Origin of the sequence: Enterococcus sp. DIV0213h (assembly GCF_051711285.1) — a bacterium.
Classification (GTDB): Bacteria; Bacillota; Bacilli; order Lactobacillales; family Enterococcaceae; genus Enterococcus_D; species Enterococcus_D casseliflavus.
Genome location: NZ_JBIOMH010000001.1, coordinates 1,943,836 through 1,966,574, shown reverse-complemented (window position 1 = coordinate 1,966,574; position 22,739 = coordinate 1,943,836). Strand labels below are relative to the sequence as shown.

Below are 22,739 nucleotides of genomic sequence, written 5' to 3'. Positions count from 1 at the left end.
GCAAAAACTATTCAAGCAGCTTTGAATCAGTTCGTCAGGTTTTGTTCAAAACCAATGATGCCAGCTGAAACAAGAGAAAGGAAACTGTATGAAGAGTAAAAAAAAGAAGTCATATCTGACATTATTCAGTGCTGGGATTTTAGCAAGCCAACTTTTTGTTTCTCCCGTATTGCTGGCGAAAGAAAGCCCTCAGCCTGATAACTATTCAGAAAATACAAATGTCGAACAGCAACTTGATGACCAAGATTCATCGGCAGCAGAAGACCAAGAAAGTCAAGAAGACGTCAGCAAAGAGCAAACGGAGGACTCGACCGAGTTATCCTCCGAATCAAATGAACCGCTTATGGATTCAGAAACAGCAGATCCCGTTGTAGAATCTCTTGATTCGTCTGAAGAATCAGACTCAACACAAACGACCGAGTCAGCGGAAACGACCGAACTAGAGGAATTAGAGTCCACGGAACCTTCCGAGGAAGAGGAAAAAATAGATGCTGAAACGGACGATCTAGAAGTAGAAACAGAGAACAAGCCAAAAGAGACCGACTTGATTGATGAGTCATTGGCACCAAAAGAAAATGAAATTTCAACTGAGAGCAACGAAAATACTGAAAATGCAAAAAAAGAGGAGCCGAAAACACCTCCGATTATTGCACCTGAGCAAGTAATAAACCCTGTCGTTCAATCACCAGATGCTACTTCTCACTTGAAAAATTCTTTTTATGATGGACGTACCATTGATTTACCAGAGAGTTTTCGGGCAGCGAAGATCGCAGATTCGAATCTGTTAGATTTCACCTTGCCGATATTAGCTGATTATGATGCCCAATGGCAAGCGGCATTGGTCTACGAGATCATCGGGCAAATTGGTGAACTAGAAGAACCATCGACAATGGACGAATGGATCAATGAACGGATCAAAGCGGTTATAGAAGGAAAAGCTAGCTGGATAGAAAAAGAACAGCAGGTTGAACAATTACAACCGGGGGATCTTTTATATGACGCAAATAAGTTAATCGGTATCTACCTCGCAGATGGTTACCAAGCAAGTTTAGTGACAAATCAAGAAGAGCCAACGAAAACTGCCATCGAAGTTCAGCGGGTTTCAATCGAAGAGCCGCTATCGATCAGACGGCTATCAAATCCTGAATTGGCTACATATGGCGAAAAGCTAGTTACTGAATATCCAGCCCCTTACGAATTTACAGTGAATCAAAAGACCCAGACGTTTATTGAAACATTGGCACAAGAAGCCCAAAGCTTAGGGCAAGAATACGATGTCTTTGCTTCTGTATTAATCGCGCAAGCGATCCTTGAAAGCGGCAGTGGCGACAGCGGGCTTTCCAGCAGTCCCCATTATAACCTTTTTGGGATCAAAGGCAGTTATCAAGGAAGCAGCGTGACTTTACCAACAATGGAAGATAAAGGCAACGGAGAACTATTCCAAATTCAAGCAGCCTTTCGTTCCTATTCAAGTTATCGAGATTCGATGGCAGATTATGTCAAATTGATTCGCGGAGGAATCACTGGAAATCCAACCTTTTATCAAGACGTGTGGCGCTCTGAATCAAAAAACTATCTTCGGGCAGCAGATGCTTTGACGGGCACTTATGCGACCGATGTTAATTATAGTAAAAAAATCAATTCACTGATTGCGGTCTATGGATTGACGCAATATGACCAAGTGATCGCAACAGAAACAGGCTTGTTTATCCAAGGAAAAGAACAAATTCCAGAAGAGTATCGCTCCCTCATGACATTTCCAGAATACAACGGTCGTGACTACAATCTTTCTGGTTCGTATCCTGTTGGACAATGTACTTGGTATGTGTTCAATCGGGTGAGTCAATTAGGCGGTCAAGTAGATGACTACATGGGAAATGGTGGTCAATGGGGCAATACCGGACGACGTTTAGGTTACAACGTCAGTCAAACGCCTAAAGCAGGTAGTATGATCTCTTTTGCACCTGGAACAGCTGGATCTGATCCTCGTTATGGTCATGTCGCTTTTGTTGAAGCCGTTGGTCCAAATGGTATTTTGGTTTCAGAAGGAAATGTCTATGGTGGAACCACAATCTCTTATCGCGTGATCAGCAATGAATTGGCGCACTCATCAAGTGTTTCATATATTATGCCAAAATAAGGATGGAGGGCTGGCAATATGAGTAAAAGGCATAGACAAATAGGTCTTCCTATCAGCGGTATCTTTTTGATGGTCCTTTTGCTTATTGCGTTTCTTCAGCCGTATCGACTGGCGTTAGTCAGAGGAACGTCCATGCTGCCGACGATCGAGGATCGACAAGTTGTGCTGATTCATAAAAAGCGCCAGCCAAATCGCTATCAGCTGATCGCTTTCGAACAGGAAGGAAAATTTTTGATCAAGAGAGTGATTGGTGTACCGGGGGATTCCTTCGTTCGTACACAGGAGCGGTTGTTGATTGGGGCGGAGGATACTGACTTTGATTTTTCATTTATGATCACTGTGAAGGATGAAGCCGTTGAGGCGTTGCCGATTCGGGGGTACCTCAAAGAAGATGAGTACTTTGTCGTTGGCGATGCACTGCTCACTTCAAGTGATAGTAGAGAATTTGGAATCATTTCAAGTAAAACCTTTTATGGTGTGGTGACCACGTTCTTCTGACACATCAGCTTTTTGAAAGGAAGTTTGCGATGATTCATTTCTTGCAACATATCAACGAGACTAAGTTTGTATCAAAATGGATGAATAAAACGAATTTTAGTTTTGATGGAAGGAAGAGACTGTGATTTTTATCTATATTGGGATGATACTGCTTGCCATTGGAGCAGGTAGTATCATCGGTTGGCGATTGTATCGAGAATATTTATTAAGAAAAGTTGAAAAGCAGCTGTCGTCAGATGCTTTATCCAAAAGGAAACTGCGTTTATTTAAGCACAACCTGCGCAGTGGGCACCTGCTAATTGTATTGGGCTGCAGTAGTGCCATAATCGTAAGTGTCTTGCTACTAACAGTTTTTCAGCTGACAGGCGGCATTCATTTGCAAAAGCTGCAAGAAGAAACCAGTCAATTGAAAGAGGAAGTCTTCGCGCTAAGAACTGAACAAACGGAATGGATGCGTATGCCGATTTTTGCATATCCTGAGAACGGCTTTTCTTTTGAAGCGATTGATTGGGAGCATTTACTCGTCTCCAATGATCGTGAAGCACAGTTTGCAGCTGAATATGAGTTGGCCTATCAGTTATCACCATATCTAGGTCGCACTGTAGCGATGATTTTTGTTGATCAGCCTTTGCAAGAAATCTCGATTGTTCTATCTAGCAAATTACCATCAATTGATGACTTAAACGGATGGGAAGAGAATTTTTCTCGTCTACTCCATGATATGTAGAACGTTCCCCTGATCACCCAAGGAACCTTCTCTGTCCAATTTTCCAAGGATTCTGATCAGTCCTTTGAGCAGACGATCATTCGTGACGAGAATGGGGTCTGGACCCTTTTAGAACGCAGATTCCCAAACACTGATGCTCAAGAAGTAGCCAACAACGAGAGGAGCGAGAGCATATCGTCTACTCCTCAAACGGATCAAAGTGAAACGATCAATACAAATGAACAAAAAGGCAGTGTGAAAAATTAATGATGAAAAAGAAAAACAAAGGTTGGTTTTCTGCCCAAAAGCTAATGGATGAAGTGAATCAATTATCCATAGAAGAGCTGAATGAATTTGAGGAGACAAATCAAGAAGAGGGAATCGTTGAGGATCAAGGGTCCGCAAAGGCTACCCCTGAAAAAAAAGAGGATAAGACCAATCGACCAGCAGACAATGAACTCCCTAAAACCCAGAAAGAAGCAGTAAAACCTGTCGCACAAACTTTCGCAAAACCGATTTCTCACCAAAGAGTGGCTGGAGATCAGCAGAAAGAGCAAAGTGTCAAAAAGATAGCAGTGCAGCAAAAGTCCTCTGGCAACCGTGATAGCTACGCCAAGGATAGTCAACTCGTTGAAGATAAAGGAGAACGTATGGAGAAAGAATTGAGTACAAACCAGACAAATAAGCAAGAGTCAAAAGAACAAGAAAAGGATCATATGATTGAAAATTTATCTTTTGAAATCAAAGAATTGATTTTAGAAAATGAGCAACTACAGGAAGAAAAAAATCAGTTAAAAAAACAGCAGAAGGTAGTGGCTCAACAAGAAGCAGAGGCAAAAGAATTAAAAGCTTCGCTAGTAGAAGCGAATAAGAAAGTCAAAGACCTAGAAGAGCAGCTTGCAAAAGTAGATACAGAAAAACTTGAAGTAAAAATCCAGCAATTAGAAGCCAAGTTAGCTGTTCAGCAAGAAAAAGAGCAACAAGAGAAACAAACTTACGAAAAGGAACGCGCTGAATGGACCTTGAAGCGGCAAGAAATCCAGCAGCTGCAAGAGGTAATTGCTGATTTGAAACAGCAATTGGCAGAAAAAGAAGAGCTTGCTGCAAATGTATCAGCTAGCGAATCAAATGAAGAAGTCGCAGAGCTTCAGGCGACAATCGAAGCATTAAGGGAAGAAAATGCAGCCCTACAAATCGAAAACGAGCAGTTCCAAACAGAAATCAGTGAGGTCTTAGTCTTTGCTAGAAGAAAAGCGAATCGCACAATTCAGGAAGCGAAAATCGAATCTGAACGAATGATCCGTACAACAGAAATGCGGATCGATGGGATTCATGATCGTGCCAAAGAGATTCTTTTTGAAGTGAACGAGACGAAAGAAAATGTGATTCACTTGTTTGACGATCTGCATAATCAAGTTTATCAGCTTTCCGATAAAAAATTGCTGTTTGAAGAGCTTGAAAAGTAAGCTTCTACATTTATATGGCAGTTAGTTATAAAAAAACAGTAGATCAGATTTTGATCTACTGTTTTTTTGCGATTCTCCATTATTCGACACTACCATCGTTTGGTTCCGGCGGGTCCGGTGGTGAGGAAGGATTATCCTCACTGCTGGAAGGTGTTGTTGAACCGGGATCCTGACTAGAAGCAGGAGGCGTAACGACCGATGATGAATCATCCTCATCAGGTGTTGTCACTGGTGGTGTTACTTCGCTTGATGATTCTGTTGTACTTGATGGTGTTGATTCGCTACTTTCTGTAGAAGGTGTCGTTGGTTCAACGTAGGAACTGCTGCTGGACGAACTTGGTGCTGAATAGCTTGGTTGGGTGTACGTCCCTTCAAGATAAAGCTCTCTTCCGATCCGTGTCAATCCGTCAGGCATTGTCCAGTCCGTGTTTTCTACAGAAGCAGAAACATAGCGCATCAATTCACGATAGACATCTGAAGCCACATGGGTACTACTATCAGTGATCGGTGTCATTTTGTCGTTGTAGCCTGTCCAAACCGCCAATGAGTAGGAGGGAGTATAGCCGGCAAAGGTAATATCAGGGTAGGCACCATTCGATGTATCCAGTTGTGCTAACTGGTCATCGGTGTAGTTGGACGTTCCCGTTTTCCCTGCTTGGTACAAACCATCGATTTGCGCGTTGGTTCCAGTTCCGACAGAAATAACATCTTTCAAGATATCGGTCACCATGTAAGCTGTCGTATCATCCATTGCTTCTTGACCAGAAACTTTAAAGGATTCTTCGTCTTCTGTACCATCTTGCATGACGATTTTATTGACGTACTGTGGTTCATAATAGGTGCCACCATTTGAAAACGCAGCATAAGCAGCGGCCATTTTCAGACTGGAGATCCCATACTTTGTGCCATCCAATTTATCCGTATTGCTGGAAATCGCATTGGATTGGGTGATCGTATCATATTCGATTCCTAAACCACTGAGAAAGTCTGCGATATTGTCCGCGCCGACTTCATCAAACAGCTTCACTGCCGGCACATTTCTAGACTCTGCTAGAGCGGTCCGCAAGGTGATATTGCCCATATATTGGCGATCCCAGTTGTAAACAGGAATATTCGTCCCTTTATACGTGTAAGGTTCATCTAAAATCATTCTACCCGTGGAATCTTGTAGAAATTGAAAGGCAGGGCCATAGTCTGTGATTGGTTTGACGGTCGAACCAAAGTCTCGTGCGACATTGACAGCCAGGTTATTTGCTAGAACATCATCAACATTACGGGCACCGATCTGAGCGGTCACCTTGCCTGTGTTAACATCAACTAAGGTAGCGGCAACTTGCATCTTGTCATCTGGGTAATCAACGTAGTCGTCACTGTTGACGATGTCATATAATCGTTTTTGTGCATCGATATCGACATTAGTATAAATATCTAAGCCGTCAGTATACACATCTTTCCCAGTTTTTTCTTTGACTTCAGCGATCACTTCGTTAAAGTAGTTGTCAAAGTATTTCCACTCTTGGTTTTCACGGGGATTGTCTTGCAAGCCTTCTTGAATATCCTCGGCAACGGCCGCATCATATTCCGCTTGCGTGATTTTTTCATTTTCCAGCATCGCACCTAAAACAACATCTCGCCGACTTTTCGCATTATCAGGATGCGCAAATGGGTCAAAAGCTGAAGGGGCATTTGGTAAACCGGCAATCAAAGCGGTTTGCGCAAGGTCTAGTTCAGCTAACGGCTTGCCGTAAAACTTCATTGCGGCCGTTTGCATCCCATATACACCATTGGACATATATACTTTATTGATGTAGTAAGTGAGGATCTCTTGTTTTGATTTCATTTGTTCAAGACGAACCGCCATCCATGCTTCTTGTGCTTTTCGACGTAATGTTTGGTCTTCAGCGCTGGTAGAAAAGAAGGACAGCTTGATCAATTGCTGTGTCAACGTACTTCCGCCTTGCATACCGCCGGTTGTGGCATTGGATAATGCGGAACCGACGATCCGAATCGGATCGACTCCGATATGCTGGTAGAAGCGGCGATCTTCGACAGAGACGATCGCGTCTTCCAGCAGTTGAGGAATCTCACTTGCTGTAATTTTTTCTCTGGTTTCACTACCGAATTCAGTGATCAATTCGCCATTTGACGCATAGAAACGAGAAGAAACCGTTGAATCCAAACGTGTTTCATCAAGTGCAGGCGCATCTTTGGCATACCACCAGAATAGCCCCATCCCGGATAGAATCCCGATACAGCCTAAGAAAAACAGCCCCATAAATACTTTTAAAAGAATACTCCCAATGCTTCGTTTGCCTTTTGCCTTAGGAGGCTTTGGTGCTTTTTTAGCTGTACCTTTTTTAGAATCATGCCGAGAGGTCCTCGATTGTGATCCATTTGCCATACTAATCATTCTCCTTCATCGTTAAAAATTGATCAACTGCTTTTAAATAGGGAATACGCGGCGCAATTGAAGGGATGATTTCAATCCCATTCGTTTCAATATAGGCCAGTGTCATTGATTTTTTTCCCGTTTCTTTTTGCAGGTGCCATTGAGAAACTAAGCACTTGCTATCGAGAAAAAAGCAGCGTTGTAGACTAGAAAACCATAAAAGAACAAAACATAAACCCGCTTGTTCCAAACAGTCTTCCATATGCTTGATTTGGTGTGGATGAAAATTTTTAAAGGGAAATGACGTTTTGTTTTGAGTCTCTTTCGCTTCAAAGTCGATATATTGCCCTTGATAAACCCCATTGTAATCAGTGGTGGATGCCTCACGGAAATAGGCTTCTTTGATTACGGCGGCGCTTCTTCTTGGATAATCTACTTTCACGATTTGAATTGGTGTCGGTTTCTTATGAATGACAGCAAGTTTCCGATTCAAATAATAAAGGTTGCTTTCATTGATCGCTTCTTCAAAACGCATCCCACGATTGGCATACGTTTTTGGCTTTATTAGTTTCTCTTGCATTTTTTGTTTTTTGCCGTCATCATAGGTAGTAGATTGTCCATTCGGGTAACGAATAACCATGTTGTTCACACTCCTAGGCAACATTATACCAAAAAGTCGTTTGGAAAGAAAAGAGATGACCAGAGAAACAATGAAAACCTTATACTTTACTGGCTATCGTAATTATGAATTAGGTGTCTTTCAAGCAAAAGATCCCAAGATTGCAGTTATTAAGAAAGTAATAATGTCGACTTTGACCAATTATGTCGAAGAAGGGTTAGAATGGCTCTTGATCAGCGGGAATCTTGGCGCGGAGCTGTGGTGTGCCGAAGCCGTTGAACAATTAAAACAGACATACCCAGAACTGAAACTAGGAATTATTTTTCCATTTGAAGGGTTTGGTGAAAATTGGAACGAAACAAATCAGCAGGCACTGCAAACAGCGAAGTCATTTGCCGATTATGTCAATGCCACCAGCCATAAGCCTTACCAAGACCCCAGTCAATTAAGAAATCACACGGCATTTTTACTGGAGCATACCGAAGGCGCACTTGTGTTATATGATGACGAATTTCCAGGAAAACCTAATTATTTCTTAAGAGATGCCAAAGCTTATAGTGAGCAAAATCCCTACTTTATTCATCAAATAACAATGGATGACCTACAAAACGCAACATTTGATAGTAATTTACTTTGATTTTCGTATATTTTTTGATAGAATGGTCTAGAAAGTGAAAACCATTTGGAATAAACAATGAGGTGTAAATAATGGCAAATTTAATTTATAGTCCAAAAGATATTCTGCAACAAGAATTCAAAACAAAAATGCGCGGGTATGATCCAGTTGAAGTGGATGAGTTTTTAGATAATATCATTAAAGACTACGAAAGCTACAATAAAGAGATCTTAGCCCTGCAAGAAGAAAATGACCGTCTGACAGCGAAAATCGATCAATTGTCGAAAAACCAAGCGATCGCATCTCGTGTTCAACAAGAAGCGCCGAAAAGCCAAACCGTTACAAACTTTGATATTTTGAAACGTTTGTCTAATCTTGAAAAAGAAGTGTTTGGCAAAAAGCTTGATCGTGAATCAGAACCTGTCACTCGTTCTTCTTCCTACAACAGCAACTATACAAATGCTGATTTTGAAGATGACAACGAAAAAACCCGTCAATTCTAATCTATTTTAGAAAAGATAGTTGTGGTTTTCGGGTAATTGCGGCATAACTCGATTATGCTGAGGAAAGTCCATGCTCGCACAAGCTGAGATGCTTGTAGTGTTCGTGCCTAGCGAAACCATAAGCTAGGGTACTTGAGAAAGTAACGGCAGGAAAAATGGCTAAGGTGTAAGCTATGCCAAAGTATCCTTGAAAGTGCCACAGTGACGAAGCAAGGCGGGAAACCGTCTTGGTGGAACGCGGTAAACCCCTCGAGCGAGCAACCCAAACAATGGTAGGGGCACTTTTTGCACGGAAATGAACGGAGCAAGAAGGCAAGTAATTGCAGATAGATAATTACCCAGTGTTTTCTTCTCCCTGAGGAAAATACGGACAAAACATGGCTTATAGAAAATCACAACCTATCAGGGAATCCTTCCAGCAACGGAAGGTTTTTTTATACCAAGAAGGAGAGCGTTATGACTGAAAAAACATTTAATTGTATTGCCACCGCTGCGAGCGGTTTAGAAGCACTAGTGGGCAAAGAATTACGGGATTTAGGGATCGAGTGTGAGGTTGAAAACGGCCGAGCGCGTTTTAAAGGGACGATGGAGACCATTGCTACCGCGAACTTGTGGCTCCGTACAGCGGACCGTATCAAAATCGTCGTCGGGGAATTTGACGTATTGACTTTCGATCAGCTGTTTGAAGAAGTTAAAGCGTTACCGTGGGAAGACTTTTTACCTTTAGATGCTGAATTTCCGGTAGCTGGAAAATCAATCAAATCAAAATTGTATAGTGTACCTGATTGTCAAGCGATTACCAAAAAAGCAATCGTCAATCGCTTAAGAGAAGTATACCATCGTCCAGCAAGTGTGCCGCTGACTGAAACGGGCGCTTTTTTCCAATTAGAAGTCGCTTTATTGAAAGACCATGCGATGATCACATTGGATACGACTGGCCCTAGTTTGTTTAAACGTGGCTATCGTTTAGAAAAAGGAGGCGCGCCGCTGAAAGAAAACATGGCTGCGGCTTTAGTGATGCTGACAAATTGGTACAAAGACAAGCCGTTTGTCGATCCCGTTTGTGGATCAGGCACGTTGTGCATTGAAGCAGCGTTGATCGGTCACAATATCGCCCCTGGCTTTAATCGGGAATTTGTTTGCGAAACGTGGGATTGGTTCCCAGCAGAAGTATTTGAAAAAGTACGGAAAGAAGCAGATGAAGCAGCAGATTATGATGTCGAATTAGATATTACCGGTTCGGATATCAATGGTCGAATGATTGAGATCGCCCGCAGAAATGCGGAAGAAATCGGTCTAGGAGATTCGATCACCTTCAAACAACAAGCCGTTAAAGACTTTAAAACAGAAAAAGAGTATGGTGTCGTTGTGGCTAACCCTCCTTATGGTGAACGCTTAGGAGAAGAAGCGTCCGTTCAGCGACTGTATCAGGAAATGGGCCAAGTGTTTCGGCCGCTAAAAACCTGGAGCAAGTACTTTTTGACCAGTGACTTGACTTTTGAGACCCATTACGGCGAAAAAGCGACAAAAAAACGCAAATTATACAACGGTGCGATTCGTACCGATCTCTTCCAATACTGGGGACAACGTCCGCCACGCAAAAAGGAGTCTGCTGAATGAAAGAACAAGAATTTCTGAAAGAATTAAAAGAAATCGATCTATTACAACAAGCAATGGGGATCTTAGGCTGGGATAATCAAACAGGGATGCCAGAAAAAGCCAGTGATTACCGTGCGGAAGTTGACAGCTATTTATATGGTCTATACTTTGATAAAAAAGTGGGGGAACCAATCCAAGAAGCGATCAGCTATTTCGGGAAACACCCAGATGAATTATCAGAAGTAGGGAAAGCTGCGTATCAATTAGTCAAAGAAGAATATGAATTGCAAAAAGATGTACCCAATGAGTTGGCGATGGCGGCTTCCGCAGCTACGTCAAAAGCACATACTGCTTGGCTCAAAGCCCGTAAAGAAAAAGATTTTTCTTTATTTAAAGACGCTCTTTCTGAAAACATTCGCTTGACGAAAGAATTGATTCCTTATTGGAAGAAAAATGAGCTGACGAACTATGACGTCTTGTTAAACCAATACGAGCCGAATATGACGGTTGAGATCTTGGATAACGTATTCTCACAAGTGAGAGACGGTATCATGGATATTCGTCGTCAATTGGCTGAAAAAGGAACAGCGCCAGACACTTCGATCCTTTCACGTAAGATGACCGAAGCGCAACAACGTAAATTTATCTCAAAAGTGATCGCCGACTTAGGCTATGACTTTTCTCGCGGCCGTTTGGATAATACGGTCCACCCATTCGCTACGGGGATCAACCACAATGATGTACGGTTGACCACACGCTGGAGCGAAACTGACTTTTCGATGGGACTGTTCGGTGTGATTCATGAAGCTGGTCACGGGATGTACGAGCAAAACATCGATGAGAAATACGAAGGCACGCCTGTTCATGAAGGGGCGTCCATGGGAATCCACGAATCCCAATCGCTGTTTAATGAAATCATTATCGGCAGCAACCGCAATTTCTGGGCAAAGCAATACCCATTTTTCCAAGAATGTGCGGAAGGCACGTTTGATGATGTGTCTTTTGACACTTTCTATGACTCCTTAAAGCACTCAAAAGCTAGCTTGATCCGTATTGAAGCTGATAGTCTGACATATGTCATTCATATTATTATTCGTTACGAGATCGAAAAAATGATCTTTAACGAAACCGTATCGATCGATGAACTGCCAAAAATCTGGAATGACAAATACGAGGAATATTTAGGGATTCGTCCAGAAAATGACTTGGAAGGGATCTTACAAGACGTTCATTGGTCAGGTTCAAGCTTCGGGTATTTCCCATCCTATGCTCTAGGATATATGTATGCAGCGCAATTACTCCACGCCATGGAAAAAGAAATTAATGTCGATGAAGTGTTGGCTTCGGATGATTATTCACCGATTCGTAAATGGCTGACTGAAAATATTCATCAATATGGCGCATCCAAGAAACCAAATGAATTGATTTTAGATGCAACGGATGAATTATTGAATCCTCAATATCTATTAGACTATTTACGCAAGATCTATTTTAGTGTCTATAAAATCAGCGAGACGCAAGATTTCGCTTAAAAGTAACGAGTGGAAAGAAGCTTCGCAAGACGTTGCCGCCCCAATTATTTCATGGGGTGCTCGTCTTGTTGAACTTCTTTTCCTTTTGTATCAATCACCATCGAAAAAAGAAGGCTAGCTGCTTTCATATCGAAAGAAGGAAAAAAATGAAGGAAGAAAACAATGTTGCCGATCTTAGCAAAGTAATTGCTTATGCCGAAAGTATTCTGGGGAATGATTACACAGGACATGGGTTTGATCATGTCAAACGAGTGGCTGGGTTAAGTCAAGCCATCATTGATGCCGACGAATTGGCAGTTGATTGCTTTGTCGTACAGGCGGCAGCCTATCTCCATGATACGGTGGATGACAAAGTTGTGGCGGATGTCACAGCGGCGTCTAACGAAGTGCGAGCTTGTTTGACCACAGCGGGAGCCAGTGAAGCACAAACGAAAGAAATTTTTTCTATTATCGAGAATCTGTCTTTTTCAAAAGAACTTTTGCAAGGCGCGCAAGTTGTCTCAGTAGAGGGCCGCGTCGTTCGTGATGCGGATCGTCTCGATGCTTTAGGTGCGATCGGTATTTTACGGACGAGTTATTTTGGTGGCAGTCATCAACACCCGATCCATGTCAGTGACTTAGCCCCGAAGACGTTTCAAAATCATGAAGATTACCGAAAAGGGACGACGGTGATCAATCATTTTTATGAGAAACTATTTTTGCTTCCTGAAAAGATGACCACGGCGTATGGCAAAAAAGAAGCCCAACGACGTGTGGCTTTCATGAAGGATTTTTTAGAAGAATTCTATGCAGAATGGGATGTCTAACTTTGTTTAGAGTTTTTTAAACTAGAATTCGATTATTTCCTTTTTCCTCCTTTGTTCTTTATAATAGTAAGTACAAAGGAGGGATGGAAATGTACTACCAACAGGCATTACAACCGAATGAATTATTGCCAGCGATTTCCAATTCAGGAGAGTGCTTTTTTGTCATTCGGGCTGAGCTACCCATCCGGCAATATCAAATCGCAGTCTATCTTTACGACGATCAATTCTTTTTGTTGCAAGATGATCGCTTGTTTGATCAAATCGACCAAATCTCTAGTGAAACATTAGGGGATGAAGAAGAGATTTTACCATTTATCGAAGAAGCGCTGGAAGAAAACCATTATTTATTAGTGGAAAAAGCGTTTATTCGTTTAGATCTATCTACTTTACAAAAGATGACCGATCTTACTAGTTTCGATATCTTGTTTTATGAATTTTTTGACTCATGGGGGGAAGAAGGATGAAACGGACTGAATACGTAACGCTACAAGACCAAACATTGATCGACCTATTCCAGCAGTTAGGAGAGGATGTTTCGAATCTCGAGCTGATCGATGAAGAAAAGAATATCGATGTGGTGGTTGTGTCGAATAGTGACTGGCAATATTTATTGGAGCAAGTCAATGATGATGTGAAAGAGTCTTTTGCTGATACCTCAGAGACAGACCTGGATGAAGAACTAGCCGACGAATAAACCTTTTTTTAGTTGATAAACTGTTTTACTACGAAAGTGGCGGATGGATCTTTAGAAGGGGTCTAGCAATCTAGGCAGCTTACCAAAAAAATACGAAGCGATCTCATTTCCCGTCAAGAGGAGCAGGATCAATTCGTATTTCTAGGTAAGTTGTTTTTATTTTGTCCGCAGACGAACGTTTTTGACTTTTAAATAGCCGCGAATCAAGTTGACAATCAGTAAAAGAATGCCCACAATCAATGGAATCGCTAATAAGTAAGGCGAGTAAAGGTGGGTTGCTTGCACGTGTTCAAGAGATGTTTTTTCCACTTCATTGATGGCTTGTTGAATGACTTGTAAACTAAATCCTGTCAGAAAACCAGCAATGATGAAAAGGACGAAGCCTAAATAGGGAATATCGGAAGACCGGCGAAAAAGAGCAAAAGCTGCATATAAAACCAAAAGGAATGCCGGTACGCCAAAGGCAAAATAGGGATTTAACATGGTTTTTTAACCTCCTTTTCTTTTATGATACTCCAAAATTTACGTTTTGGGAAATAGCGTGTAAGATAAAAAGAAAACGTGAAGGAGTTCTTTATGTCCGCTTATATTACCCCAATAAAGGTTGCCTTGCTGGTTTTTCCTTTCCTAGCATTGGCGATATCAATGATTTTTTTTGTTATCCAATATCGAAAATACGGTCGTTTTATCTTGTCACGCGCACTGGTTCTGTATTCATTTGTCTTCTATTTATTGTGCGCCTATTTCTTAGTTATCCTACCATTGCCCTCGATCGAAGAGGTAGCGCAGATGACTGGTCCTAAGATGGAATTGCAGTTAGGGGCATCGTGGCAACATTTTGTCCAACAGACCGTCTTAAACATTCACGATCCGCAAACCTATCTTCCCGCTATGAAGCAGGGGGTCTTCCTTGAGCCACTCTTTAATTTATTGTTGACCTTACCATTTGGGGTCTATTTGCGTTATTACTTCAAATGTTCCTTTTTAAAAACACTCGTTATTACGTTTTGCCTGACGTTGTTTTTTGAATTAACGCAGTTGACGGGACTGTATTTTATTTATCCTCGTCCGTATCGCTTATTCGATGTCAATGATCTCTTTGTCAATACAATTGGAGGGCTTGTGGGCTGGACGATCGCCCCACTTTTTACGTTCTTATTGCCATCAAGGGAAGAGATGGATGCCGATTCTTACGCCAAAGGCACTCGGGTGACTGTGACACGAAGGGTGTTTGCTTGGTTGATCGACTGGGGAATACTGAATGTGGTCAGTTTTATTGTGGTGATCGCTGTTCGTTTGCTCACTCAACAGACGGTACGGGACTTTAGTGGGGACTATTGGTACTTTGCTCTTGAAGTGTTGCTGTACTTTGTGTTGTTGGCTTACCTTGCCAAAGGACAAACGATTGGAAAAAAACTCGTACGAATCAAAATCATGCAAGAAGGTCGTGAGCGTGTCAGCTTGGGGGCTTTATTGAAACGCTATGGTTTGTTTTATCTGATTTATGCCAGCATCAGTCGGGTCAATATCTTTTTCGCACCGTTTCTTGAGTCCAACAATCTGCTGCTTTTAGTCGTTAGTTTGTTGATGGTAGTTATTTTTGGGTTGATCCAGTTTGGTTTTTACTTGAATCTCTTGTGGGCAGCAATAAAAAAAGAAAGCCGCTTTTTCTATGAACGCCGCAGTGCAACGTATACTATCAGTACGATCGATCCTCAATCGATTACAAAAGAAAGTTAGGAAAACAAGGCAACATATGCTATAATCCAAAGGATGCTAAAAGAAAGAAGGTGTTTGAATGTCTTTTGAGTCATTTAAATTTCAACCATTTATTTATGAAGCACTTGCTGATAAAAAGTTCTCTAAACCAACAGAAGTGCAAGAAAAACTGATACCTGTTATCCAAAAAGGACGCAGTGTTGTAGGGCAATCACAGACCGGAAGTGGTAAGACCCACACATTTTTACTGCCGTTGATGGATAAAATCGATGCCGAAAAAGATGAAGTGCAAGTAGTGATCACTGCACCGAGTCGTGAATTAGCCACGCAAATCTATCACGCCGCAAAACAAATCGGCGGATTTCATGATCCTGAAATTCGAGTGTCAAATTTCGTCGGAGGAACAGATAAGCAACGTCAATTAAGCCGTCTGCAAAATCAACAGCCCCATGTCGTGATTGGGACACCTGGTCGTATCCTGGATATGATCAACGAACAAGCGTTAGGGGTTCACACTGCCAATGTATTTGTCGTGGATGAAGCAGACATGACCTTGGATATGGGCTTTTTAGAAGAAGTCGATCAAATTGCGGGGCGTTTGCCTGAGAAACTACAAATGCTGGTTTTCTCCGCAACGATTCCAGAGAAATTGCGCCCATTCTTGAAAAAATACATGGCCAATCCATTGATCGAAGAAATCAAATCGAAAGCAGTCATCTCTGATACGATCGAGAATTGGTTGATTTCTACCAAAGGGAAAAATACCAATAAATTGATCTATCAATTATTGACTACAGGCCATCCCTATCTTGCCATCGTTTTTGCCAACACGAAGAGCCGTGTGGATGAAATTACGGATTACTTAAAGGAACAAGGCTTAAAAGTAGCGAAGATCCACGGCGACATCAGTCCTCGTGAAAGAAAACGGATCATGCGCCAAGTGCAAAATTTGGACTACCAATATGTTGTCGCAACAGATTTAGCTGCGCGAGGAATTGATATTGAAGGGGTTTCTCATGTCATCAATGCTGAGATTCCAGCTGATTTAGACTTCTTTATCCACCGTGTTGGTCGGACCGGTCGAAACCAAATGGATGGGACCGCGATCACTTTATATGATCCAAGCGATGAAGGGGCAATCCAAGCCATCGAAGATCTAGGGGTTGTTTTCCAACCGAAGGAAATCAAAAATGGCGAGATCGTTGCGACTTACGATCGGAATCGTCGGCAAAAGCGAGAAAAATCTCGTGACGAATTAGACCCAACCTTGATTGGCTTAGTCAAGAAAAAGAAGAAAAAAATCAAGCCTGGCTACAAGAAAAAAATTCAATGGGCTGTTGATAAGAAGAACAAAGAAAAACGGAAGATCGAACGTCGTCAAACGACTCGAACGGCCCGTAAAAACAAGAAAAATTCGAATAGCTAATGCTTAGCAAAACAGCAGTCAAGGAAGAGAACTACTCTTCCTTGACTGCTGTTTTTAATTGTTTGGTCATTTCTACACACAATACGCCATCTTCAGCATAGGGTTCAGATGTTTTTTGATACCCACAGGATTCATAAAACGCACAAGCGTCGATCTCTGCGGATAACACTGATTGGAGGGCACCCTCTTGGACACCACGCATTTCGAGATAATGCAATAATTTGGTGCCGTATCCTTGGTGCCGATAGGCCTTAGCTACGCAAAAGCGATCAGGTTGCAGGGTGTTTGGCGTAGAGAATTGATATCTGATGGTAGCGATCGATGCGTTTCCATCTAGCCAAAGATAGTATGGGCAAGTTTGGTCTTTTTCATCAAATTCCCATTCTATAGGGATTTGCTGTTCTTCCACAAAAACGGCTTGCCGCAGGGCGAAAACCGCTTGTAGCATCCACGGACTGCGTCCAAAATAAAGCATCCGTCGTTTTCCTCCTTTTTCGTGGTATACTCGTTATATAGTAATTGTAGCAGATGAGAGGAGAAATGACGTGGATTTTTTTGAGGCGTTACAATGGTCAAATTGGAAGACACTGTCCTTTGAAATCAAAGAACAGCTGATCCAGCAAATTTTAATGTATTTTGTCAGTCCTTTAAAGGAGATCACCGATGTCCATTTTAGTCAGTTGACGTATGCAGGGTTGAAATGTGCTACCTTTGAATTAACGATCGATGGCGAAGACTTTGTCTTTATACCAGGGAACTCTGAGGCGATCTTAGGTTGGGATCTCGGTGTGCAAGGATTACCAGCTACTTGCTGGAGTAAAAATTGGCAGTCAGCCCCCAACGAGATCATTCGCCAGCTGGAAACAATCTATGAGTTAGAAACCAGCCAGGATTGGGGGATTTTTGTCAATGAGTCTACGAGCCCTTTGCGCAAAGCTGTGATTGATCCTATGCTAGTCCAAAAAAGTTCTCTGCCTGCTGGCGCAAGGTATATCGGGCAGTTAAATACGATCACTGGGGAGTTTCACGGGTTAGTCGATCAATTCAGTGTTTTCGAAAAAGAGCTAAAGGCACAATTCACAGCACCAGCGTCCTTTGAGGAAAGCTTGCGTTGGGAATTACCCGCTTTTTATCACGAAGAGAATCGCTATTTTGCTGCACTCGAGCCGTTATCGGAAACCTATCAGTTATTTACCCACGAATCCGTCAGTCAAACAGAATTGAAACAGCAGTTAGACAAACAAGGCTTTCAGCTGCTATCAGAGGATCAATGGGAATACGTTTGCGGTGCTGCGACTCGGCGACTTTTTCGCTGGGGCAATGAAAAGTCCTGCGACGATGGTGTCTCTTTGTCAACCGCTGAATTGCTTGAACCGAATTTATTTGGCTGCACCTATGGGCTTGCGGATGCGTGGGAGCTGACAGATGGCTTGTCTTTAAAAATGGAGAACTGGCAGATTTGTGGGCATCCCTTATTCGATGCCTTGCCATATGCCAGTTATTACCGTTCACGGAAAATGCTGCAGCCAGATCAAAAGCTTTCTCCCCAGAGCTATCGTTACCGCAAAGCGATTCTGATCAACAAAGAACGGATTTGAGGATTGACTTTTTCGAAACATTTCCTTATACTTTGATTGACGAAGGATATGGTCGGTTTGATGATTCATTACAGAAAGTTTTTCATTGCTGAGAGAAAAACATGAATTCGGACGGATTGCTCCCTTTGGTGCTCAACTGCAGCAGAAATGTTGCCGTCCACTCCGCGTTAACGAGTCTAAGAGGTAATGAGTCACATCATTGCAAGCAAGGTGGTACCGCGTATCGACGTCCTTGCTCTGCAATGGTGTTTTTTTATCGTCAAAATGACTCTACAGGAATAAGAGCGCCTTACCAGCAATTTTGTCAGCCCCTGTATCTTAAGCGAACACAGAAGAAAGTAGGAGAATAACGTGAAACAATTATCCAGTGCAGAAGTACGCCAAATGTTTTTGGACTTCTTTCAATCAAAAGGACATTCCATCGAGCCGAGTGCGTCCCTTGTTCCAGTCAACGATCCAACCTTGTTATGGATCAATTCAGGGGTGGCAACGCTAAAAAAATATTTTGATGGCAGTGTTGTTCCTGAAAACCCAAGAATTACCAATGCGCAAAAATCGATTCGGACTAACGACATTGAAAACGTTGGAAAAACAGCAAGACATCATACGATGTTTGAAATGCTAGGCAACTTTTCAATCGGCGATTACTTCAAAAATGAGGCGATCCATTGGGCATGGGAGTTTTTGACCTCACCAGAATGGATGGCTTTTGATCCAGACAAATTATATGTCACGGTTTATCCAAAAGACACAGAAGCAAAACGGATTTGGGCAGAAGAAGTCGGCTTACCAACAGAGCATATCGTTGAGATTGAAGACAACTTTTGGGACATCGGTGCAGGACCTTGTGGACCGGATTCAGAGATTTTCTATGACCGTGGTCCTGAGTTTAATGACGTAGCGGAAGATGATCCCGAAAACTACCCTGGTGGCGAAAATGAACGCTATTTGGAAATCTGGAATCTGGTCTTTTCAGAATTCAATCATCAACCAGATGGCTCCTATGAACCACTACCACATAAAAACATTGATACGGGGATGGGGCTGGAACGAATGGTTTCCATCGTTCAAAATGCACCAACCAATTTTGAAACAGACTTGTTTCTGCCGATCATTAATGCAGTGGCAGATTTAAGCGGTCGTGTGAACTACGGCGACAGCAAAACGACAGATATCTCCTTTAAAGTGATTGCAGACCATATCCGCGCGCTTTCTTTTGCGATCGGCGATGGGGCACTTCCTTCAAATGAAGGCCGTGGCTATGTTTTACGTCGTTTATTACGTCGTGCAGTCATGCATGGGAAAAAATTAGGGATCGATACTGCCTTCTTATACAAATTAGTACCGATCGTTGGCGAGATCATGGAAAGCTACTATCCTGAAGTACTAGAGCAGCAAGAATTTATTGAGAAAGTGATCCGCAACGAGGAAGAACGTTTCCATGAAACGATCAATGAAGGGTTAGATATTTTAAATCAAGTGATCGCCCAAGTAAAAGCAGACGGTCAAGATACGTTAGCTGGTCAAGATATTTTCAAATTGTATGACACTTACGGCTTCCCAGTTGAATTGACAGAAGAAGTGGCGGAAGACGAAGGGTTGAAAGTGGACCACCAAGGGTTTGAACAAGAAATGGATGCACAACGTGCCCGTGCTCGTGCGGCTCGACAAACGGAGCTTTCAATGGGCGTACAATCCGCTTTATTGACAGATATCAAAGTAGACAGCCGTTTCGTTGGCTATGATTCACTTGAAGCAAACAGCGAATTATTAGTGATCATCCAAGACGAAGCGTTACATGATTCTGTTTCGACAGGTGAAGCAAAACTGATTTTTGCCGAAACACCATTTTACGCAGAAATGGGTGGACAAGTTGCGGATACAGGCACGATCGTAGCAGAAGATGGTACGATTGTAGCGGAAGTGACGGATGTCAAAAAAGCACCGAACGGTCAGTTCTTGCATACTGCTACAATCAAAGCGCCACTAAAAGAAGGCGTGAACTATTTCTTACAAGTGGATCAGCATCGTCGCAATAAGATCATTAAAAATCATACGGCGACTCACTTATTGCATAAAGCCTTAAAAGAAGTATTAGGCAGCCATGCGAACCAAGCAGGTTCATTAGTTGCTCCAGGACATTTGCGCTTTGACTTTAGTCATTTTGGGCAAGTGACCAGCGAAGAGCTGAGCCAAATGGAACAAATCGTCAACCAGAAAATTTGGGAAGCTCTTCCTGTTGTGACGATCGAAACGGATATCGATACCGCAAAAGGCATGGGAGCGATGGCACTCTTTGGTGAAAAATATGGGCATGACGTTCGCGTCGTCAATGTTGCCGATTGGTCGATCGAATTATGCGGGGGAACCCATGTAGCAAATACGGAGGATATCGGTATTTTCAAAATCGTTTCTGAATCAGGGATCGGTGCTGGTGTTCGTCGGATCGAAGCAGTGACTAGTCAAGAAGCTTATACGTTATTTCATGAAGAAGAAGCGCAATTAAAAGCAATTGCAGGGATCGTTAAATCCGCCCAATTAAAAGAAGTCGTTGCGAAAACAGAACAACTGCAAGCGCAGCTGCGTGAATTGCAAAAAGAAAACGAAGCTCTTGCCAGCAAGTTAGCAAACCAGCAAGCAGGGGATGTTTTCAAGGATGTCAAAGAAGTAAATGGTCTGCGTCTGATCACAGCAAAAGTGACTGTAAAGGACATGAACCAATTACGTCAACTAGCTGACCAATGGAAACAAAAAGACCATTCTGATATTTTAGTGTTAGCTACCGCGAATGATGGCAAAGTGAATCTTTTAGCTGCCATGAACAAAGCAGCCAACGAAAAAGGATTGAAAGCAGGCGATTTGATCAAAGAGATCGCGCCTAAAGTTGGCGGCGGCGGTGGCGGCCGTCCTGATATGGCACAAGCCGGCGGGAAGAATCCAGAAGGAATCGCAGCAGCGCTTGAGACAGCAGCAGCGTGGTTAGCTGCCAAGTAAGCACACTATGGTTGAATCTGTACCCGCGAGTTCCTTTCCTTTAAGAAGATAGGTGAAAGAGGAGCGTAGGTCTTTAACACATTCCTTTTTTGAACGAAGATGACGGAGGGGGAGACCCTTCCGTTATCTTTTTCCTTTTTTCCTACGTGTTATCTGAAAATGCGTTTGATAATTGAAGGGAATTCGCTTTTTTTTCGAAAAAACGATACGAATAGTTGTTTAATTGAATTCCTTCGGGGTAAAATAAGAAAGATGGTTTTTTGAGAGGGTGATGATTTGCTAAACTTTTTTTTAAATCGCAGCAAAAAAAATGGTGTCTACGAACGTACAGCCATCGGGAAGTTAGCAGGCAGCCTCGGGTTGCTTTCCAACCTACTATTATTTGCTGGGAAATTTATCATTGGCTTATCTGCCCAGTCTGTTTCGATTATGGCAGATGCCATCAACAGTCTTTCAGATACCGCTTCGTCTATTTTAACATTGATCGGTTTTCGGATCTCTGCGAAACCAGCCGACAGTGAACATCCATATGGTCATGAGCGATTTGAAGCCATCAGTGGGTTTGTAGTATCTTTGATCATCACGTTTGTTGGCGGCCAATTTCTCATCAGCTCTGTGCAACGCATCATGGAACCGACGAGTATCCGTCTTTCCCCACTATTGTTTATCGTTTTGGTCTTATCGATTTTGATCAAAATCTGGCAGGGAGCGATGTACCGCAAACTGGCGAACCTGATCGGCTCTCAAACACTTAAAGCCAGCGGACAAGACAGTCTCAACGATGTGTATACAACGGGGGCAGTTTTGTTTTCAGCGACGATCGAGTGGCTGACTGGCCTACGTATCGATGGCTTTGTCGGCTGTCTGATTGCCTTGTATATTTTGATTAGCGGAATCAAAATGATTCGTTCCTTTATCAACGAATTATTAGGGGCACGCCCAACCCAAGAAGAAGTAGCTGCCATGGAGCAACGCTTGGATCACTATCCGACGATTCTCGGTTACCATGATTTACTGGTTCATAATTATGGACCGAAAAATCGCTTTGCCAGTGTGCATATCGAAGTGGATGAAACGTGGTCTTTACGAGAAGCGCATGAGGTGATTGATGCGATTGAACAAGATTTTCGCCAATCTTTAAAGGTCGACCTGGTCTGTCATCTTGATCCAGTACCAATTCAAGATCAGCAGTATCGGCATTTAAAAAAAGAAGTGTCAAAGATCATTCGCTTCGTTGACCCACAGTTACGGATGCATGATTTTCAGGTCAAAGGAGATCTGTTGGCTTTTGATTTAGTGATTCCCGCAAAATCGGCGTATAGTGATCAAGAAATCGAAGAAATGCTGAAACAAAAAATCAAAGAAACACTAGGGGACTATGAATTGAAGCTTGCTTTCGATCACAGTTACCTATTATAGGGTTACAGGATATAG

The 22,739-nt window shown here is 42.4% G+C and carries 20 protein-coding genes and 1 other RNA gene; 17 read left to right on the top strand and 4 right to left on the bottom strand.

Translation table 11 applies throughout. The features are described from left to right. Positions 1 to 88 precede the first annotated feature (88 nt). From IGI77_RS08950 to IGI77_RS08935, 4 genes are all read left to right on the top strand, one after another. Complete coding sequence (locus IGI77_RS08950; RefSeq protein WP_123834592.1) at positions 89 to 2,140, top strand: glucosaminidase domain-containing protein; 2,052 nt, start codon at positions 89 to 91, stop codon at positions 2,138 to 2,140. 18 nt (positions 2,141 to 2,158) lie between these two features. Further along, positions 2,159 to 2,638: a signal peptidase I gene (gene lepB / locus IGI77_RS08945; protein ID WP_015509748.1), complete on the top strand. Its 480-nt coding sequence runs from the start codon at positions 2,159 to 2,161 to the stop codon at positions 2,636 to 2,638. Between the two features lie 121 nt (positions 2,639 to 2,759). Then, the gene (locus IGI77_RS08940; RefSeq protein ID WP_438769883.1) at positions 2,760 to 3,365 is read left to right on the top strand and encodes a hypothetical protein; all 606 of its coding nucleotides are present in this window, start codon (positions 2,760 to 2,762) and stop codon (positions 3,363 to 3,365) included. 245 nt (positions 3,366 to 3,610) lie between these two features. Continuing rightward, positions 3,611 to 4,810 carry a hypothetical protein gene (locus IGI77_RS08935; protein WP_404603605.1) on the top strand — a complete coding sequence of 400 codons (1,200 nt, stop codon included), beginning with the start codon at positions 3,611 to 3,613 and terminating at the stop codon, positions 4,808 to 4,810. A 79-nt stretch (positions 4,811 to 4,889) separates the two neighbouring features. Here the strand turns inward: IGI77_RS08935 and IGI77_RS08930 are convergent, their stop codons facing one another. Both IGI77_RS08930 and recU read right to left on the bottom strand, forming a co-directional pair. Beyond that, the gene (locus IGI77_RS08930; RefSeq protein WP_034857413.1) at positions 4,890 to 7,211 is read right to left on the bottom strand and encodes a PBP1A family penicillin-binding protein; all 2,322 of its coding nucleotides are present in this window, start codon (positions 7,209 to 7,211) and stop codon (positions 4,890 to 4,892) included. A gap of 1 nt (position 7,212) precedes the next feature. Then, positions 7,213 to 7,839 carry a Holliday junction resolvase RecU gene (gene recU, locus IGI77_RS08925; RefSeq protein ID WP_015509744.1) on the bottom strand — a complete coding sequence of 209 codons (627 nt, stop codon included), beginning with the start codon at positions 7,837 to 7,839 and terminating at the stop codon, positions 7,213 to 7,215. A gap of 70 nt (positions 7,840 to 7,909) precedes the next feature. Between recU and IGI77_RS08920 the strand changes: the two genes are divergently transcribed. The 8 genes from IGI77_RS08920 (at position 7,910) to IGI77_RS08885 (ending at position 13,568) form a co-directional block, all read left to right on the top strand. Beyond that, positions 7,910 to 8,455, top strand: coding sequence for a DUF1273 domain-containing protein (locus tag IGI77_RS08920; RefSeq protein ID WP_005226143.1), 546 nt, complete (start codon positions 7,910 to 7,912; stop codon positions 8,453 to 8,455). 71 nt (positions 8,456 to 8,526) lie between these two features. After that, on the top strand, positions 8,527 to 8,937 hold the full coding sequence (gene gpsB / locus IGI77_RS08915; protein ID WP_005226142.1) for a cell division regulator GpsB: 411 nt from the start codon (positions 8,527 to 8,529) through the stop codon (positions 8,935 to 8,937). A gap of 24 nt (positions 8,938 to 8,961) precedes the next feature. Further along, positions 8,962 to 9,327: RNase P RNA component class B (gene rnpB, locus IGI77_RS08910), an RNA gene on the top strand. Between the two features lie 66 nt (positions 9,328 to 9,393). Next, the gene (locus IGI77_RS08905) at positions 9,394 to 10,557 is read left to right on the top strand and encodes a THUMP domain-containing class I SAM-dependent RNA methyltransferase (RefSeq protein ID WP_010748389.1); all 1,164 of its coding nucleotides are present in this window, start codon (positions 9,394 to 9,396) and stop codon (positions 10,555 to 10,557) included. Next, complete coding sequence (locus IGI77_RS08900; protein ID WP_015509741.1) at positions 10,554 to 12,068, top strand: carboxypeptidase M32; 1,515 nt, start codon at positions 10,554 to 10,556, stop codon at positions 12,066 to 12,068. The genes IGI77_RS08905 and IGI77_RS08900 overlap by 4 nt, the downstream gene beginning before the upstream one ends. A gap of 146 nt (positions 12,069 to 12,214) precedes the next feature. Then, positions 12,215 to 12,874, top strand: a complete 660-nt coding sequence (locus IGI77_RS08895) for an HD domain-containing protein (protein WP_010748387.1) — start codon at positions 12,215 to 12,217, stop codon at positions 12,872 to 12,874. Between the two features lie 83 nt (positions 12,875 to 12,957). Then, complete coding sequence (locus IGI77_RS08890; protein WP_005226138.1) at positions 12,958 to 13,338, top strand: hypothetical protein; 381 nt, start codon at positions 12,958 to 12,960, stop codon at positions 13,336 to 13,338. After that, the gene (locus IGI77_RS08885) at positions 13,335 to 13,568 is read left to right on the top strand and encodes a hypothetical protein (protein ID WP_010748385.1); all 234 of its coding nucleotides are present in this window, start codon (positions 13,335 to 13,337) and stop codon (positions 13,566 to 13,568) included. The genes IGI77_RS08890 and IGI77_RS08885 overlap by 4 nt, the downstream gene beginning before the upstream one ends. Positions 13,569 to 13,724: 156 nt before the next feature. Here IGI77_RS08885 and IGI77_RS08880 read toward each other — a convergent pair whose 3' ends face one another. Beyond that, entirely contained in the window at positions 13,725 to 14,051 is a 327-nt protein-coding gene (locus tag IGI77_RS08880; RefSeq protein ID WP_005226136.1) for a hypothetical protein, read from the bottom strand. Positions 14,052 to 14,144: 93 nt separating this feature from the next. On the opposite strand from IGI77_RS08880, the gene IGI77_RS08875 reads away from it, so the two are divergent. Beyond that, positions 14,145 to 15,308 carry a VanZ family protein gene (locus IGI77_RS08875; RefSeq protein WP_284591726.1) on the top strand — a complete coding sequence of 388 codons (1,164 nt, stop codon included), beginning with the start codon at positions 14,145 to 14,147 and terminating at the stop codon, positions 15,306 to 15,308. Positions 15,309 to 15,366: 58 nt separating this feature from the next. Then, a complete protein-coding gene (locus IGI77_RS08870; protein WP_005226134.1) occupies positions 15,367 to 16,713 on the top strand; it encodes a DEAD/DEAH box helicase in 1,347 nt (448 codons plus the stop codon). Between the two features lie 31 nt (positions 16,714 to 16,744). On the opposite strand, the gene IGI77_RS08865 is transcribed toward IGI77_RS08870, so the two are convergent. Then, positions 16,745 to 17,188: a GNAT family N-acetyltransferase gene (locus IGI77_RS08865; RefSeq protein ID WP_438769882.1), complete on the bottom strand. Its 444-nt coding sequence runs from the start codon at positions 17,186 to 17,188 to the stop codon at positions 16,745 to 16,747. Between the two features lie 70 nt (positions 17,189 to 17,258). On the opposite strand from IGI77_RS08865, the gene IGI77_RS08860 reads away from it, so the two are divergent. The 3 genes from IGI77_RS08860 to IGI77_RS08850 all read left to right on the top strand — a co-directional run bounded on the left by IGI77_RS08860 (position 17,259) and on the right by IGI77_RS08850 (position 22,724). After that, a complete protein-coding gene (locus IGI77_RS08860) occupies positions 17,259 to 18,311 on the top strand; it encodes a DUF7278 family profilin-like fold-containing protein (protein WP_074535777.1) in 1,053 nt (350 codons plus the stop codon). 351 nt (positions 18,312 to 18,662) lie between these two features. Further along, a complete protein-coding gene (gene alaS / locus IGI77_RS08855) occupies positions 18,663 to 21,305 on the top strand; it encodes an alanine--tRNA ligase (protein ID WP_438769881.1) in 2,643 nt (880 codons plus the stop codon). A gap of 276 nt (positions 21,306 to 21,581) precedes the next feature. Beyond that, complete coding sequence (locus tag IGI77_RS08850) at positions 21,582 to 22,724, top strand: cation diffusion facilitator family transporter (RefSeq protein WP_060791946.1); 1,143 nt, start codon at positions 21,582 to 21,584, stop codon at positions 22,722 to 22,724. The last annotated feature ends 15 nt before the right edge of the window (positions 22,725 to 22,739 follow it).

What these genes read in the sequence shown, in the direction of transcription:
- IGI77_RS08930 (WP_034857413.1), bottom strand. Translation starts at nt 7,211, where the DNA reads ATGGCAAATGGATCACAATCGAGGACCTCTCGGCATGATTCTAAAAAA.
- gpsB (WP_005226142.1), top strand. Translation starts at nt 8,527, where the DNA reads ATGGCAAATTTAATTTATAGTCCAAAAGATATTCTGCAACAAGAATTC.
- IGI77_RS08950 (WP_123834592.1), top strand. Translation starts at nt 89, where the DNA reads ATGAAGAGTAAAAAAAAGAAGTCATATCTGACATTATTCAGTGCTGGG.
- IGI77_RS08920 (WP_005226143.1), top strand. Translation starts at nt 7,910, where the DNA reads ATGAAAACCTTATACTTTACTGGCTATCGTAATTATGAATTAGGTGTC.
- IGI77_RS08935 (WP_404603605.1), top strand. Translation starts at nt 3,611, where the DNA reads ATGATGAAAAAGAAAAACAAAGGTTGGTTTTCTGCCCAAAAGCTAATG.
- lepB (WP_015509748.1), top strand. Translation starts at nt 2,159, where the DNA reads ATGAGTAAAAGGCATAGACAAATAGGTCTTCCTATCAGCGGTATCTTT.
- IGI77_RS08900 (WP_015509741.1), top strand. Translation starts at nt 10,554, where the DNA reads ATGAAAGAACAAGAATTTCTGAAAGAATTAAAAGAAATCGATCTATTA.
- recU (WP_015509744.1), bottom strand. Translation starts at nt 7,839, where the DNA reads ATGGTTATTCGTTACCCGAATGGACAATCTACTACCTATGATGACGGC.
- IGI77_RS08880 (WP_005226136.1), bottom strand. Translation starts at nt 14,051, where the DNA reads ATGTTAAATCCCTATTTTGCCTTTGGCGTACCGGCATTCCTTTTGGTT.
- IGI77_RS08905 (WP_010748389.1), top strand. Translation starts at nt 9,394, where the DNA reads ATGACTGAAAAAACATTTAATTGTATTGCCACCGCTGCGAGCGGTTTA.
- IGI77_RS08895 (WP_010748387.1), top strand. Translation starts at nt 12,215, where the DNA reads ATGAAGGAAGAAAACAATGTTGCCGATCTTAGCAAAGTAATTGCTTAT.
- IGI77_RS08890 (WP_005226138.1), top strand. Translation starts at nt 12,958, where the DNA reads ATGGAAATGTACTACCAACAGGCATTACAACCGAATGAATTATTGCCA.
- IGI77_RS08865 (WP_438769882.1), bottom strand. Translation starts at nt 17,188, where the DNA reads ATGCTTTATTTTGGACGCAGTCCGTGGATGCTACAAGCGGTTTTCGCC.
- IGI77_RS08870 (WP_005226134.1), top strand. Translation starts at nt 15,367, where the DNA reads ATGTCTTTTGAGTCATTTAAATTTCAACCATTTATTTATGAAGCACTT.
- IGI77_RS08885 (WP_010748385.1), top strand. Translation starts at nt 13,335, where the DNA reads ATGAAACGGACTGAATACGTAACGCTACAAGACCAAACATTGATCGAC.
- IGI77_RS08875 (WP_284591726.1), top strand. Translation starts at nt 14,145, where the DNA reads ATGTCCGCTTATATTACCCCAATAAAGGTTGCCTTGCTGGTTTTTCCT.